A 15,640-nucleotide genomic window follows, 5' to 3' on the forward strand; every position below is an offset into this window, starting at 1 on the left:
AGGCCGAGGCGTGTCAAAAGCGATATTCCCCCGCGACAAAGAAGCTGTTGCGGTCGGCAAAGCCAATCTCAGTGGTAACGTTGAAGTTGCGGGTGAGCTCATACTGCGCGCCCACCAGCACGTTCCACGGCGATGACAGGTGCTGTTTTACATCGAAACGACCTTTGTTATCTTTGTTCGCCAGATTCACCATATCCTGCAGCGCGGCGGACGGCATCGTAAGGTCGCTCAGGCTGCCTTTAAACTCCTGCTGCACGTCCTGATACATGGTGCCCACCCACAGGTTCAACTTGCCGGAAGGCAGATGCAGGGTATCGTTGCCCGGCGTGTTAAAACGGTAGCCAATACGCGGGGAGATAGTGAACGCGTCGATGCTGCCATCAAGAATATCGAACCGCGTCTGGGTGTAGTTGGCGTCAAAGGCGGTAAACCAGTTGCCGACACCGCCGACCAGCGTGGTGCCGACGCCGTAGGTTGTGCCTTTAAAGTCGAGCTGGAAGGCCAGGTTCTGCAAATTACCAGGGTAGCGATATTTATGCAGCCCTTTTATCCCCACGCCAATCTGTGAAACGGAGTGCCCGTCGGTATATCCCACCAGGCCATACACGTTCATAAACGGTAGTAGCCAGGCATCTAGCTTTACCGTTTCGGTTTTGCTTCTTTCACGGGTATTACCCACGTTGATTTTAAAGGCGTTATCCAGCGAATGGCCTTTCAGAGACAGTCCGTTGAAATTGATACTATCCACATCAATATTCTGCCGGATATTCATGTAGTTAATATTCACGCCAAACGGTAATGGCAGCTCATAGCCGCGCTTACGCGCTTCGTCACCTAAGAACGGTAAAACGGAGTGGCTTTCTTCAGGTGCAGCGGCCGCAGGTTTCGCAGGCAAAGGGGTGGCCTGACTATCATCCTGGTAGCCATAAAGCGGTGTCAGCGTCGAGTCAGAATCCGTCGCAGCCCAGGTCTGAAAAACCGTACAGGATGACATCATCAGCACCAGACGGATGCGTTTGTTAATCATAAAAGAAGCGTATTTGCAGGCAGATCTGCCCGGAGATAAAAGAGGGTGGGAGAGTAAAGAAATTACGGACTAATTGGGGGGACTTCCGTGCGATTTCACACCTGATAATACAATAACAATTTTCCAAACAATCTTAAGGTTAGTGCCCGGACAATGCCGGGCAACAGGAACATCAGGACAGGACGTACTTTTCAATCGCCCAGGCAACGCCGTCTTCCAGGTTTGATTTAGTGACGAAGTTCGCCACTTCTTTGACTGCTGGAATCGCGTTATCCATCGCCACGCCAACGCCAGCGTATTCAATCATCGCAATGTCATTTTCCTGGTCACCGATAGCCATCACCTCTTCGGCCTTGATGCCCAGCACGTCGGCCAGCGACTTCACGCCGGTGCCTTTGTTCACGCGCTTATCAAGGATTTCGAGGAAGTATGGTGAGCTTTTCAGTACGGTGTATTTCTCTTTCACTTCCGGCGGAATGCGGGCAATCGCTTTATCCAGAATGGCCGGTTCATCAATCATCATCACCTTGAGGAATTCGGTTGCCGGGTCCATTTTTTCGGCTTCGCAGAACACCAGTGGAATAGTGGCGACGAAGGATTCATGCACCGTGTAGTAGCTGATGTCGCGGTTTGCGGTATACAGCGTGTTGCGGTCCAGCGCGTGGAAGTGAGAGCCCACTTTACGAGAAAGTTCTTCCAGGAAGCGGTAGTCATCGTAGTTCAGCGCGGTCTGTGCCACCGTGCTGCCGTCGCCAGCTTTCTGCACCAGCGCGCCGTTATAGGTAATGCAGTAATCTCCCGGCTCGTTCATCCCCAGTTCTTTCAGGTAGCTGTGTACACCGGCGTACGGACGACCGGTGGTCAGAACCACGTTCACCCCTTTAGCACGTGCCGCTTCCAGCGCGCTTTTTACCGCAGGAGAAATAGTGTGGTCCGGCAACAGCAACGTTCCGTCCATGTCGATTGCAATTAGTTTGATAGCCATGAGATCCCCAGGTTAGATGAGTCTGTTCTCATGCTAACTCGGTTTAGCTCAAAAAACAGTAGCCAGCAGCGCTTAAAACGGGGATACAACGCGCAAAGCGTGCTCCCCTTTTGCCGCATCGTTAACCGAAGAGCTTGCCGCCTTTCAGCAGATCCATGCCCGCGGACAGCAAATCGTTATGCGCCTGCGGGTCCACCTCGCCTTTTGGCGACAGCGCATCGACGATTTTCGGCAGATATTCCGCCAGCATCGTTGAAGCGGAGCTGGCATCGGTCCCCAGCTTTTCACCGAGATCTGACACCGCGGGGGCGCCGAGCGCCGAGACTACCTGGTCACTGCTAATGGATTGATTGCTTTGTTTATTGCTTATCCAGGATGAAACAATGTCACCGAGTCCGCCGCTTTGCAGTTTCTCCAGCAGCGCCTGAATGCCACCCTGCTCGTTGACCCAGCTCAGGATAGCCTGATATTTACCCGCATCGCCGCTGAGCAGCGAGCCCACCACATCATCAAAAAGACCCATTTTTCCACCTCGGAATGACGGTTAAGAGAAGACGTAGAGAAGTATAGTTCGTGGACGGCGGGCATAAAAAAACGCCTGAAAAAATTCAGGCGTTTTTCGCGTTGATTCCCCGGCGTCGCGCTGCTCGGCCGGGCTACGATACGGATTAGATATCGATGTTCGCGGCTTTCAGGGCGTTCTCTTCGATAAAGGCACGACGCGGCTCAACGGCATCACCCATCAGGGTGGTGAACAGCTGGTCAGCGGCAATGGCATCCTTCACGGTCACGCGCAGCATGCGGCGGCTGTCTGGGTCCATGGTGGTTTCCCATAGCTGATCCGGGTTCATCTCGCCCAGACCTTTATAACGCTGGATAGCCAGACCACGACGGGACTCTTTCACCAGCCAATCCAGCGCCTGCTCGAAGCTGGAAACCGGCTGACGGCGTTCGCCACGTTCGATGAACGCGTCTTCTTCCACCAGGCCACGCAGCTTCTCGCCCAGCGTGAAGATACGACGGTATTCGCCACCGTTAACGAACTCGCTGTCCAGCACGTAGTCGGTATCCACGCCGTGGGTACGGACGCGAATAATCGGCTCGAAATGCTGCTGTTCAGCATTGTGCTGAATATCAAACTTCCACTGGCTGCCGTGCTGTTCTTTTTCGTTCAGCTCGGTCACCAGCGCGTTCACCCAACGGGTGACTTTCTGTTCGTCGGACAGGTCAGCTTCCACCAGCGTCGGCTGATAGATAAGCTCTTTCAGCAGCGCTTTAGGGAAGCGACGTTCCATACGGTTGATCATTTTCTGAGTCGCGTTGAACTCGGCAACCAGTTTTTCCAACGGCTCACCCGCTAACGCTGGTGCGCTGGCGTTAGTGTGCAGGGTTGCGCCATCAAGCGCGATGGAGATCTGGTACTGGTCCATCGCTTCATCATCTTTGATGTACTGTTCCTGCTTGCCCTTCTTCACTTTGTACAGCGGTGGCTGTGCAATGTAGACGTGGCCACGTTCAACGATTTCCGGCATCTGACGATAGAAGAAGGTCAACAGCAGCGTACGAATGTGCGAGCCGTCGACGTCCGCATCGGTCATGATGATGATGCTGTGATAACGCAGTTTGTCCGGGTTGTACTCATCGCGACCGATGCCGCAGCCCAGCGCGGTAATCAGCGTGGCCACTTCCTGAGAGGAGAGCATCTTGTCGAAGCGCGCCTTCTCAACGTTGAGGATTTTACCCTTCAGCGGAAGAATCGCCTGGTTCTTACGGTTACGCCCCTGCTTCGCAGAGCCGCCCGCAGAGTCCCCTTCCACGAGGTACAGTTCAGACAGCGCCGGGTCGCGTTCCTGACAGTCTGCCAGTTTGCCCGGCAGGCCTGCTAAGTCGAGCGCGCCTTTACGGCGGGTCATTTCACGGGCTTTACGCGCCGCTTCACGCGCACGTGCCGCGTCGATAATTTTGCCTACGACGATTTTCGCGTCGGACGGATTTTCCAGCAGGTATTCGCTCAGCAGTTCGTTCATCTGCTGTTCTACCGCCGTTTTCACCTCGGAGGAGACCAGTTTATCTTTGGTCTGTGAGGAGAATTTCGGATCCGGCACCTTCACGGAAACGACGGCAATCAGACCTTCACGGGCATCGTCACCGGTGGCGCTGACTTTGGCTTTTTTGCTGTAGCCTTCTTTGTCCATGTAGGCGTTCAGGGTACGGGTCATCGCCGCACGGAAGCCTGCAAGGTGAGTACCGCCATCACGCTGCGGAATGTTGTTGGTGAAGCAGTAGATATTTTCCTGGAAGCCATCGTTCCACTGCAGCGCAACTTCAACGCCGATACCGTCTTTTTCGGTGGAGAAATAGAAGATATTCGGGTGAATTGGCGTTTTGTTCTTGTTGAGATACTCAACGAACGCCTTGATGCCGCCTTCGTAGTGGAAATGGTCTTCTTTACCGTCACGCTTATCGCGCAGACGAATAGAAACGCCGGAGTTCAGGAACGACAGCTCACGCAGACGTTTTGCCAGAATATCGTATTCGAACTCGACGACATTAGTGAAGGTTTCGTAGCTCGGCCAGAAACGTACCATGGTACCGGTTTTTTCGGTATCGCCGGTGACGGCCAGCGGTGCCTGCGGCACGCCGTGCGCGTAAATCTGACGGTGAATTTTGTTATCGCGCTGGATAACCAGTTCCAGTTTCTGGGACAGGGCGTTAACCACGGAAACGCCCACGCCGTGCAGACCGCCGGAGACTTTATAGGAGTTATCGTCGAACTTACCGCCTGCGTGCAGAACGGTCATGATGACTTCCGCAGCAGAAACGCCCTCTTCCGGGTGAATACCGGTTGGGATACCACGGCCGTCATCCTGTACGGATACGGAGTTATCGCTGTGGATGGTGACAACGATATCTTTGCAGTAACCAGCGAGCGCTTCGTCGATAGCGTTATCCACAACCTCAAATACCATGTGGTGCAGACCGGTGCCGTCATCCGTGTCGCCGATATACATACCCGGGCGCTTACGCACCGCATCCAGCCCTTTCAGGACTTTGATACTGGAGGAGTCATAAGAATTCGACATCAACGTTTCTCGCTCATTTAAACTTGGGTTAATCCGTTATTTTACCCTTTTCCACGTTAAACATCTTCGAATTTTCGTCCGACATGTCCAGAACGTGTTCAGCGCTGATCGCACTGACGAAAACCTGAGACTGTGTGGCTTTTAAACGGCTGGCCAGCAGGCCGCGCCGTGCGTCATCAAGTTCCGAGGCAAAATCATCTATCAGGTACAGGCAGCGTCTTCCGCTTTCGCGAGTTAAAAACTCGCCCTGTGCCAGGCGTAACGCGCACATCAGCAGCTTGAGCTGCCCGCGCGATAAGGTGTCTTCCACCGGCGCGCCGTCGGCGCGAATGCGGAAGTCCGCCTTGTGCGGGCCGTGTGCCGTGTAGGTCAGCATACGGTCGCGTTCGAAGTTTCTCTCCAGCACTTCGGCATAGTCAGTTTCTTTTTCCCAGCCGCGCTGGAAGGAGAAGGTCAGAGAGAACTCCGGGAGAAATTGTTTGCAGGTATCAGCCATGTCTTCGGCAATACCGGCGCTGTATTCCGCGCGCCAGCGGCTGATTTGCTCGGCCAGTGGGATAAGTTCCATATCCCACGGGCGAAGCTGCGCGTAGCGGCTCACCTGGCGCAGCGCGGCATTGCGCTGCTTGAGCAACCGCTTCAGGTTACTCCAGGCGTTGAAGAATCCGGCTTCGTTGTGGAAGCATCCCCAATCAAGGAACGCTCTTCTATATTTGGGGCCGCCGTTGAGTAAAGTAAACCCCTCAGGCGTAATCAGCTGCATCGGCATCAGCAGCGCCAGTTCGGCCACTTTATGACCGTCGGTGCCGTCGATACGCACCTTGCTGTCGCCAAGTTTGTCTTTGGTCAGGCCGATGGATGTTTCACGCTCCGCGCCCTGTAAGCGCCCATGCAGGACAAACGACTCCTGCTCGTGGCGGATAACGCGACCAATCTGCAAACTGCGAAACGCCCGGCCATGACCGAGCGTATAGATGGCTTCCAGCACGCTGGTTTTGCCGCTGCCGTTGGCGCCAACCAGGAAGTTAAAGCCAGGGGATAATGCAAGATCCGCGTTTTCAATATTGCGAAAATCGCGGATCAACAGGCGGGTGAGCGACATTACAGTCTCATTGGCATAACAACATAGGCAGCCGACTGTGATGCGGCATCTTCAATCTGTACGCTCGATACGGAATCGGTCAGCAGAATGCGCACGTTCTCACACTTCAGCGCGTTCAGGACGTCCAGCACGTAGCTGACGTTAAAGCCGATTTCCAGCTCGGTGCCCGGATAGGAGACATCCAGAATTTCTTCTGCTTCTTCCTGCTCTGGGTTGTTGGCGGTAATTTTCAGCTGGTTTTCGCTGACAAACAGGCGCACGCCGCGGAATTTCTCATTGGAGAGAATCGCCGCACGGGCAAAGGCCTGCTTGAGGATATCGCAGCCGGCTTCCAGGTGTTTATCCGGATTCTTCGGCAATACGCGGCGATAATCCGGGAAACGGCCATCAACCAGCTTGGAAGTGAAGATAAAGTCACCGACGTGCGCGCGGATGTTGTTGCTGCCGATCTGCACGCGCAGCGGCGTATCGCCACCGTCGAGCATACGCATCAGCTCAATCACCCCTTTACGCGGCACGATCACCGAATGGCTCGGCAGCGATTGCCCGATAGGCATAGAACAGACCGCCAGACGGTGGCCGTCGGTTGCCACGGTACGCAGCTCTTCACCTTCGGTTTCGAACAGCATGCCGTTTAAGTAATAACGAACGTCCTGATGCGCCATTGAGAACTGAGTGGCTTCAATCAGGCGCTTCATGGTCGCTTGCGGCAGGGTGAATTCGACTTCGCTCTGCCAGTCGTCCAGGTTCGGGAAGTCGGCAGCAGGCAGCGTAGACAGCGAGAAGCGGCTGCGGCCAGAACGCACCAGCATACGGTCGCCTTCCAGCTGTACAGCAATCTCGGCACCTTCCGGCAGGCCACGGCAAATATCAAAGAATTTACGCGCCGGGACGGTAGTTGCGCCCGGTTCATGTGCCTGCAGCAGCGCCACGCGCGCTACCATTTCCATTTCCAAATCGGTACCGGTCAGCGACAGCGTGCCGTCCGCGACCTGCAGCAACAGGTTACCCAGAATCGGCAATGTCGGACGCCCGCCTAACGGGCCACTCACCTGTTGTAACGGTTTTAATAAATGTTCACGTTCTACGGTAAATTTCATAGGATCACGACGACAATGTTCTGATTAAATTGGAAAAGTCTTCTTTGATATCGTGGCTTTCTTCACGCAGCTGTTCAATCTTACGGCAGGCGTGCAGCACGGTGGTATGGTCACGGCCACCAAACGCATCGCCAATCTCCGGCAGACTGTGGTTGGTGAGCTCTTTCGCCAACGCCATCGCCATCTGGCGCGGACGCGCTACCGAACGAGAACGTCGTTTGGAGAGCAAATCCGCGACTTTAATTTTGTAGTACTCCGCCACCGTCTTCTGAATATTGTCGATGGTGACCAGCTTTTCCTGCAGCGCTAACAGGTCGCGCAGCGCTTCGCGCACGAAATCGATGGTGATCGCCCGGCCGGTAAAGTTGGCGTTGGCGATAACGCGGTTCAGTGCCCCTTCAAGCTCACGCACGTTAGAGCGTAGACGCTTGGCAATGAAGAACGCCACCTCGCCAGGCAGACGAATATCGTTTTCGTCGGCTTTTTTCATCAGGATAGCGACGCGGGTCTCAAGCTCAGGCGGCTCAATGGCCACCGTCAGGCCCCAGCCGAAGCGGGACTTGAGACGATCTTCTACGCCGTTAATCTCTTTCGGATAACGATCCGACGTGAGGATGATCTGCTGATTACCTTCCAGCAGGGCGTTAAAGGTGTGGAAGAACTCTTCCTGAGAGCGTTCTTTGTTGGCGAAGAATTGAATATCATCGATCAGCAGGGCGTCTACTGAACGATAGTAGCGTTTAAACTCTTCGATCGCGTTGTTTTGCAGGGCTTTTACCATGTCCTGGACAAAGCGCTCGGAGTGCATATACACCACTTTCGCGTTCGGTTTGCGGGCGATAATACCGTTGCCTACCGCGTGCAGCAGGTGCGTTTTACCCAGACCGGTGCCGCCATAGAGGAACAGCGGGTTATACGCGCCGCCTGGGTTGTCTGCCACCTGACGCGCCGCCGCGCGGGCCAGCTGGTTCGACTTACCTTCTACGAAGTTATCAAAGGTGTGTTTAACGTTGACGTTAGAACGGTAGGAAGGCTCAGCGGGTGCCGGAACGTTATCCCATCCTGCACGCGGTGCCGGGGCAACGCGCGGGGCATGAACCTGGGCCATCTGCGCCGGGGCGCTGACGTTTGCCGTCTCTCGTAACGTTTGGGTAACGGGCTTGGTGCCAACTTCAAAGCGCAGCTGCGGGGCATCAGCGCCGCAGAAATCATTCAGCAGGCCGTTGATGTTATTGAGGTATTTATCTCTTACCCAATCAAGTACAAAACGATTTGGCGCATACAGTGCCAGCGTGTTATCGCTTAGTTCCGCCTGCAATGGGCGGATCCACATGCTGAATTCTGTGGCTGGTAACTCATCCTGCAATCGGGCAAGACATTGCTGCCAAAGCGAAAGTGACACGGCGGACTCCACTCGAAAAAAGTCGATACACATCATCCTCCAGGCAAACCTGCAGGCTACCTCTGACGATCCTGCCGCCAGCAAAACTGAATACTGTCGGGGATTCATTCAGTTGCTGCATATGTGCAGCCCGAACAATGCTGTGTATAAGATTAAAAATTCGTGATTTTTGGCACACGTCGAAAAGACCCGATGCAAGCGGGTGACGCGCGAACCGCTATCTGCGGTTTTCAACCACCTCTTTCAGACACGGTGCTGAAATGACGCGGTTATTTTCCCCTTTTACGATCCACCGATCGCGATCGGGCCGAGGATCATAGCGTAAACTGCGCCAGAGATCTTCTGTTTCTCACAGATTCTTCCCGATTTATCCACAGGTGGATCCGGCAAGCGCTAAGTGTAAACGATCCCGACAAAGAGAAGGCACGATTTCCTTCGCATATTGGAAAAATTAATGACTAGCGACAAATTTCTGCTTAAATGATCTAACAAAGATCCAGGATGATCCTTGCGCTTTAATGGGCAGCCCGTATAATCCCCCACCCGGCGTGTTCTACGCGAATTTTGGTGAAGGACGCTGCTCATTTACCGGGCGAAAAACTGCGGTGATACGTGGTTTTTTACGCGGTAAATAAGGAAAGAGAATTGACTCCGGAGTGTACAATTATTACAATCCGGCCTCTTTAATCACCCATGGCTTCGGTGTCCATCGTTCGATTTTCGTTCGGATATCCAATAAAGCCATTGAATTTATTCAAGTTTAGGTAGAAATCGCCATGAAACGCACTTTTCAACCGTCTGTACTGAAGCGCAACCGTTCTCACGGCTTCCGTGCTCGTATGGCTACTAAAAATGGTCGTCAGGTTCTGGCACGTCGTCGTGCTAAAGGCCGTTCTCGTCTGACCGTTTCTAAGTAATAAAGCTAACCCCTCGAGTGGTTAAGCTAGCATTTCCCAGGGAGTTACGTTTGTTAACTCCCACTCATTTCACATTCGTCTTCCAGCAGCCACAACGGGCTGGCACGCCGCAAATCACCATCCTCGGCCGCCTGAATTCGCTGGGGCATCCCCGTATCGGTCTCACCGTCGCCAAGAAAAACGTCAAACGCGCACATGAACGCAATCGGATTAAACGTCTGACGCGTGAAAGTTTCCGTTTGCGTCAGCATGAACTCCCGCCTATGGATTTCGTGGTGGTGGCAAAGAGAGGGGTTGCCGACCTCGATAACCGTGCTCTCTCGGAAGCGTTGGAAAAATTATGGCGCCGCCATTGTCGCCTGGCTCGCGGGTCCTGATAGGCCTTATTCGGGTCTATCAGCGCCTGATTAGTCCGCTACTCGGGCCGCATTGTCGTTTCACGCCAACCTGTTCTCAATACGGAATTGAGGCATTGCGCAGGTTTGGAGTGATAAAAGGCAGTTGGTTGACAGTGAAACGCGTATTAAAATGCCACCCTTTACACCCTGGTGGTGACGACCCCGTCCCGCCTGGACCATTTGATACCAGAGAACACTAACGATGGATTCGCAACGCAATCTTCTTATCATCGCTTTGTTGTTCGTGTCTTTCATGATCTGGCAAGCTTGGGAACAGGACCACAATCCTCAGACCCAGCAGCAGACCACGCAGACTACGACCACAGCAGCGGGTAGCGCCGCAGACCAGGGCGTACCGGCCAGTGGCCAAGGGAAACTGATTACGGTTAAAACTGATGTGCTTGAGCTGACTATCAACACTCGCGGTGGTGATATTGAGCAAGCGCTGCTTCCGGCTTACCCGAAAGCGCTGAAATCTGACGAACCGTTCCAGTTACTGGAAACCACTCCACAGTTTGTCTATCAGGCACAGAGCGGCTTAACCGGTCGTGATGGCCCGGATAACCCGGCTAACGGCCCGCGTCCGCTGTATAACGTCGATAAAGATGCGTTTGTGATGGCCGATGGCCAGAATGAAATCGTCATTCCACTGACCTATACCGATAAAGCAGGCAACGTCTTCACCAAAACCTTCACCCTGAAACGCGGTGATTATGCGGTGAACGTGAGCTATGACGTGAAGAACGCCGGCGAGAAACCGCTGGAAGTGTCTACCTTCGGTCAGCTGAAGCAGACGGCTAACCTGCCGTCTGACCGTAATACGCAGTCTGGCGGGCTGTCTACCATGCACACCTTCCGTGGTGCAGCGTACTCAACGTCTGACTCGAAATACGAAAAATATAAATTCGATACCATCGTTGATAACGAGAACCTGAACACCAACACCAAAAACGGTTGGGTTGCCATGCTGCAGCAGTACTTCACTACTGCATGGGTTCCGCAGAACAACGGTACCAATAACTTCTACACCGCTAACCTCGGTAACGGCGTAGTGGCTATCGGCTACAAATCTCAGCCGGTTCTGGTACAGCCAGGCCAGGCAGATAAACTGCAGAGCACCCTGTGGGTCGGCCCCGCAATTCAGGACAAAATGGCTGCCGTTGCGCCGCACCTGGATCTGACCGTTGACTACGGCTGGCTGTGGTTCATCTCTCAGCCGCTGTTCAAACTGCTGAAATGGATTCATAGCTTCCTGGGTAACTGGGGCTTCTCCATCATCGTTATCACCTTCATCGTTCGTGGCATCATGTACCCGCTGACCAAAGCGCAGTACACCTCCATGGCGAAGATGCGTATGCTGCAGCCTAAGATTCAGGCGATGCGTGAACGTCTGGGCGATGACAAACAGCGTCAAAGCCAGGAAATGATGGCCCTGTATAAAGCGGAAAAAGTTAACCCACTGGGTGGCTGCTTCCCGCTGATTATTCAGATGCCAATCTTCCTTGCGCTGTACTACATGCTGAGCGCCTCGGTTGAACTGCGTCATGCGCCGTTTATCCTGTGGATCCACGACCTGTCTGCACAAGACCCGTACTACATCCTGCCGATCATCATGGGCGCGACGATGTTCTTCATTCAGAAGATGTCTCCGACCACCGTGACCGACCCGATGCAGCAGAAGATCATGACCTTTATGCCGGTCATCTTCACGGTGTTCTTCCTGTGGTTCCCGTCTGGTCTGGTGGTGTACTACATCGTCAGCAACCTGGTAACCATCATTCAGCAGCAGCTGATTTACCGTGGTCTGGAAAAACGTGGCCTGCATAGCCGCGAGAAGAAAAAATCCTGATTCGGTTGAGCACGAGCTAAAATGGAAGGCGGTCGAATGACCGCCTTTTTTATTGCGACACAGTAGAGACAAACCATGAGCCAAAACGACACTATCGTCGCCCAGGCAACCCCACCGGGACGCGGTGGTGTGGGCATTCTGCGCATCTCCGGCCTGAAGGCGAGAGATGTCGCGCAGGCGGTGCTGGGCAAGCTGCCTAAGCCACGCTACGCCGATTATCTGCCGTTCAAAGACAGCGACGGCAGCGCGCTGGATCAGGGCATTGCGCTGTGGTTCCCGGGCCCGAACTCGTTCACCGGCGAAGATGTGCTGGAGCTTCAGGGCCACGGCGGCCCGGTTATCCTCGATCTGCTGCTGAAACGTATTCTGACGTTGCCGGGCGTACGTATTGCCAACCCCGGTGAGTTTTCCGAGCGCGCGTTTTTAAACGATAAGCTCGATCTGGCACAGGCAGAAGCCATTGCCGACCTCATCGACGCCAGCTCCGAGCAGGCGGCACGTTCGGCGCTGAACTCGCTGCAGGGTGCCTTCTCGGCGCGCGTTAACCACCTTGTGGAAGCACTTACACACCTGCGCATCTACGTGGAAGCGGCCATCGACTTCCCGGACGAGGAAATCGACTTTCTCTCTGACGGTAAAATCGAAGCGCAGCTGAACAACGTCATTGGCGATCTCGATGCCGTTCGCGCCGAAGCGCGTCAGGGCAGCCTGCTGCGTGAAGGGATGAAGGTGGTGATTGCCGGTCGCCCGAACGCCGGGAAATCGAGCCTGCTGAACGCCCTGGCGGGCCGTGAAGCGGCTATCGTCACGGACATCGCGGGCACCACCCGCGACGTGCTGCGCGAGCATATTCACATCGACGGTATGCCGCTGCATATCATCGATACCGCCGGTCTGCGCGACGCCAACGATGAAGTTGAACGTATCGGCATCGAGCGAGCCTGGCAGGAAATTGAGCAGGCCGACCGCGTGCTGTTTATGGTTGACGGCACCACCACCGATGCGACCGATCCCGCCGATATCTGGCCGGACTTTATCGCCCGTCTGCCGGCAAACCTGCCGATCACCGTGGTGCGTAACAAAGCCGATATTACCGGCGAGACGCTGGGGCTGAGCGAAGTAAATGGCCACTCACTTGTGCGCCTTTCCGCGCGCACCGGGGAAGGTGTCGACGTGCTGCGTAACCATCTCAAACAGAGCATGGGTTTTGAAAACAACATGGAAGGCGGCTTCCTGGCGCGTCGTCGCCACCTGCAGGCGCTTTCCGATGCCGCCGAGCATCTCCAGCAGGGTAAAGCCCAGCTGCTTGGCGCCTGGGCCGGAGAACTGCTGGCAGAAGAGCTGCGCCTGGCACAGCAGAGCCTGAGTGAGATAACCGGTGAGTTTACCTCCGACGATCTACTCGGTAGGATTTTCTCCAGCTTCTGTATTGGCAAATAAGTTTTAGTCCATCCTCGTCCGTGAACGTCCACTAACCCGCATTAACTGCATGTTAATGCGGGTTTTTACTTTCCATACTCGTCCATAATCGTGCGGGTTCATCCGCGATTTTTGTGTCCTGAATTGTGCCCATCTTTAAATTCCTCGTGTGTCATTGTTTGTTTTTTGAGCTAAAAATCACATCAAATGGACACAAAAAACGGTATAAAAAAACGCTCAAATATGCCTTCTCATGGACACAGTAAAAAAGAAGGCGTTAATAATTCAATACTAAACAATTAATTAGAAAGGATGCTCATGGACACACTGTAGAGGTGAGATATGGCACTTTCAGATACCAAACTACGCACACTTGTCCCCAGAAACCGCCCCTGGCAACTTGCCGATCATGACGGGTTGGTGATTGAAGTTCTTCCCACCGGACGAAAAATCTGGCGTTTCCGCTACCGCTTTGACAACAAATCGCAAAAGATCACGTTGGGCGAATACCCGGCTTTCTCACTTGCAGAAGCGCGGCTTTGGCGTGAAAAGTGCCGCTCAATGGTGGCCCATGGCATCAATCCCGCGCAGAAAAAGCAGGAAGAAAAGCTTAAACAAAAAGACCCGACAACAGTAAAAGCGTTCGCCAAACGCTGGTTGACCGATATCGTTGAAAAAAATAACCGCGATCCGCGCAACATTACTCGCATTATCGAGAAGGACATCATTCCCATCATCGGGAAGCTGGAACTCGAAGAACTCACAACTGCCCACATTCAGGTCGTGCTCGACCGCATCAAACAACGAGGTTCGGATCACGTCGCGCTACTGACGCGAAACGTGCTTAAACGCATGCTGGCCTATGCGATTTCCAGGGGAATCATATTCAACAACCCGGCAGCCGCTATCGAGGCCCGTTATATCGCACAAGCAACAAGTCGTGATGTGGCGCTAACCGCAGAAGAGATCGGCATCCTGTTACGGGGGATCTACACCTCTAACATGAACCGACGCCACAAGCTGGCCCTGCACCTGCTGATCATCTGTATGGTGCGTAAATCGGAGATGATTGAAGCGACATGGAGTGAAGTTAACTTCAACGCGCTGGAATGGCGTATACCCGGCGAGAGAATGAAGATGGATAACCCGCATATTGTTCCGCTGTCAAAGCAGGCGCTGGCGATGTTCGAAGAGCTAAAATTTCTAGCCGGAGATTCCCCTTACGTCTTCCCCAGCCGAAACGACCACCGACGCCCAATCTCCAAAACAACGCTTAACTGCGCGGTGCGTACGCTGGATCTGAACGTCAGGGATTTTGTTATTCATGACTTCCGGCGTACTGCCAGCACATTGCTACATGAGCAAGGCTACAACTCAGACTGGGTGGAGAAATGCCTGGCGCATAAGATCGGCGGCGTTCGCGGTGTCTACAACCGTGCAGAGTATCTGAATCAGCGCCGGGAGATGCTTCAGTCATGGGCGGACTTTGTTGATGCGCAGATTGGGGAGGGGAGGAAGGTGGTCATCGGGAAGTTTGGGAAACTATATGAAACCAAAACTTAAAATGAACATTGGCCCTTTTAAAAGGGCCAACATTAAAAATATTATTTCTTTCTTTTTTTGATGCCACATCAAAATTACTAAGTAAGGGTTGATAAATTGAATCATAAAATTGTTTATATGATTCACTAACATATTCAGATAATTTTTCTTTCTTTAAAAGTTCTACAACCGTAGGAATCCACTTGCAATCATCAGTTATTATTTGCTCTTTATCCCAACCAACACTTTTATAAGAAGCAATCGTAGAAAAAATCATTAACTTCGTTCTTGAAATTAATGGTAGAAAGAACATTGTCATACTATTAAGATTAGGATAAAGCGGCTTAACTTTTATTTGTATAACATGAAACGGTACTTCTGTGGTCGTGGCCAAAGATGTTGGTACACTTCTATATTTCGTAACCGTTACATAAGCATCCTCACTAAACATATCTAATCCTAAGACACCAGGTTTCCGAACTTTATCTTCATATGATTCATTTGTAATTATAGCTCTTACAAAAAATCCGTCGTTATTCTTACTAATCCATTCGGATAATGATTTTATTTTGGGGATTGAATTATAATCATTATGAATAATAACCTCTCTTTCAAACAGAGCCTGTAATTCCCCATCAAGTGCAAAAGAAGAGTCAATTATTTCAGGTATAGAATTATAAATATGCATAGCTGCATCTTTTTCAAAAAATCTTTTTGCATCGCTTTCTATTAATTGTTTCAAAGAATAGTGTTTGTCTTTTTTTTCTATTTCAACATTATCCCGATGGAGAACCTCTTTTAGAAAAACCTTTTCAT

At 52.7% G+C, this 15,640-nt stretch carries 14 protein-coding genes; 6 read left to right on the forward strand and 8 right to left on the reverse strand.

Annotation, left to right across the window (positions count from 1 at the left end; translation table 11 throughout):
• Positions 1–13: 13 nt before the first annotated feature.
• The 7 genes from GKAS_RS18825 to dnaA all read right to left on the reverse strand — a co-directional run bounded on the left by GKAS_RS18825 (position 14) and on the right by dnaA (position 8,699).
• Entirely contained in the window at positions 14–1,027 is a 1,014-nt protein-coding gene (locus GKAS_RS18825) for a hypothetical protein (RefSeq protein ID WP_081918581.1), read from the reverse strand.
• A gap of 172 nt (positions 1,028–1,199) precedes the next feature.
• A complete protein-coding gene (gene yidA, locus GKAS_RS18830) occupies positions 1,200–2,012 on the reverse strand; it encodes a sugar-phosphatase (RefSeq protein ID WP_035896444.1) in 813 nt (270 codons plus the stop codon).
• Between the two features lie 121 nt (positions 2,013–2,133).
• Positions 2,134–2,535, reverse strand: coding sequence for a YidB family protein (locus GKAS_RS18835; protein WP_035896445.1), 402 nt, complete (start codon positions 2,533–2,535; stop codon positions 2,134–2,136).
• Positions 2,536–2,680: 145 nt separating this feature from the next.
• The gene (gyrB, locus tag GKAS_RS18840; RefSeq protein WP_035896446.1) at positions 2,681–5,095 is read right to left on the reverse strand and encodes a DNA topoisomerase (ATP-hydrolyzing) subunit B; all 2,415 of its coding nucleotides are present in this window, start codon (positions 5,093–5,095) and stop codon (positions 2,681–2,683) included.
• Positions 5,096–5,123: 28 nt separating this feature from the next.
• A complete protein-coding gene (recF, locus tag GKAS_RS18845) occupies positions 5,124–6,197 on the reverse strand; it encodes a DNA replication/repair protein RecF (RefSeq protein WP_035896447.1) in 1,074 nt (357 codons plus the stop codon).
• Positions 6,197–7,297: a DNA polymerase III subunit beta gene (dnaN, locus tag GKAS_RS18850; RefSeq protein WP_035896448.1), complete on the reverse strand. Its 1,101-nt coding sequence runs from the start codon at positions 7,295–7,297 to the stop codon at positions 6,197–6,199. Before dnaN ends, recF begins: the two co-directional genes overlap by 1 nt.
• Before the next feature lie 4 nt (positions 7,298–7,301).
• Positions 7,302–8,699, reverse strand: a complete 1,398-nt coding sequence (dnaA, locus tag GKAS_RS18855) for a chromosomal replication initiator protein DnaA (RefSeq protein ID WP_035896454.1) — start codon at positions 8,697–8,699, stop codon at positions 7,302–7,304.
• Between the two features lie 776 nt (positions 8,700–9,475).
• Here dnaA and rpmH point away from each other — a divergent pair.
• From rpmH to GKAS_RS18880, 6 genes are all read left to right on the forward strand, one after another.
• On the forward strand, positions 9,476–9,616 hold the full coding sequence (gene rpmH / locus GKAS_RS18860; RefSeq protein ID WP_003849659.1) for a 50S ribosomal protein L34: 141 nt from the start codon (positions 9,476–9,478) through the stop codon (positions 9,614–9,616).
• A gap of 17 nt (positions 9,617–9,633) precedes the next feature.
• Entirely contained in the window at positions 9,634–9,993 is a 360-nt protein-coding gene (gene rnpA, locus GKAS_RS24155; RefSeq protein WP_034881900.1) for a ribonuclease P protein component, read from the forward strand.
• Positions 9,957–10,214, forward strand: coding sequence for a membrane protein insertion efficiency factor YidD (yidD, locus tag GKAS_RS24160; RefSeq protein WP_015703903.1), 258 nt, complete (start codon positions 9,957–9,959; stop codon positions 10,212–10,214). The genes rnpA and yidD overlap by 37 nt, the downstream gene beginning before the upstream one ends.
• A gap of 2 nt (positions 10,215–10,216) precedes the next feature.
• The gene (gene yidC / locus GKAS_RS18870) at positions 10,217–11,863 is read left to right on the forward strand and encodes a membrane protein insertase YidC (RefSeq protein WP_035896450.1); all 1,647 of its coding nucleotides are present in this window, start codon (positions 10,217–10,219) and stop codon (positions 11,861–11,863) included.
• A 75-nt stretch (positions 11,864–11,938) separates the two neighbouring features.
• Positions 11,939–13,303: a tRNA uridine-5-carboxymethylaminomethyl(34) synthesis GTPase MnmE gene (gene mnmE / locus GKAS_RS18875; protein ID WP_035896451.1), complete on the forward strand. Its 1,365-nt coding sequence runs from the start codon at positions 11,939–11,941 to the stop codon at positions 13,301–13,303.
• A gap of 321 nt (positions 13,304–13,624) precedes the next feature.
• On the forward strand, positions 13,625–14,845 hold the full coding sequence (locus tag GKAS_RS18880; RefSeq protein ID WP_072011435.1) for a tyrosine-type recombinase/integrase: 1,221 nt from the start codon (positions 13,625–13,627) through the stop codon (positions 14,843–14,845).
• Here GKAS_RS18880 and GKAS_RS25140 read toward each other — a convergent pair.
• Positions 14,805–15,640 (reverse strand): hypothetical protein (locus GKAS_RS25140; protein ID WP_167540425.1); only part of this gene is annotated, 836 nt, incomplete at its 5' end. The genes GKAS_RS18880 and GKAS_RS25140 overlap by 41 nt on opposite strands.

This window comes from Kluyvera ascorbata ATCC 33433, from assembly GCF_000735365.1.
Lineage (GTDB): Bacteria > Pseudomonadota > Gammaproteobacteria > Enterobacterales > Enterobacteriaceae > Kluyvera > Kluyvera ascorbata.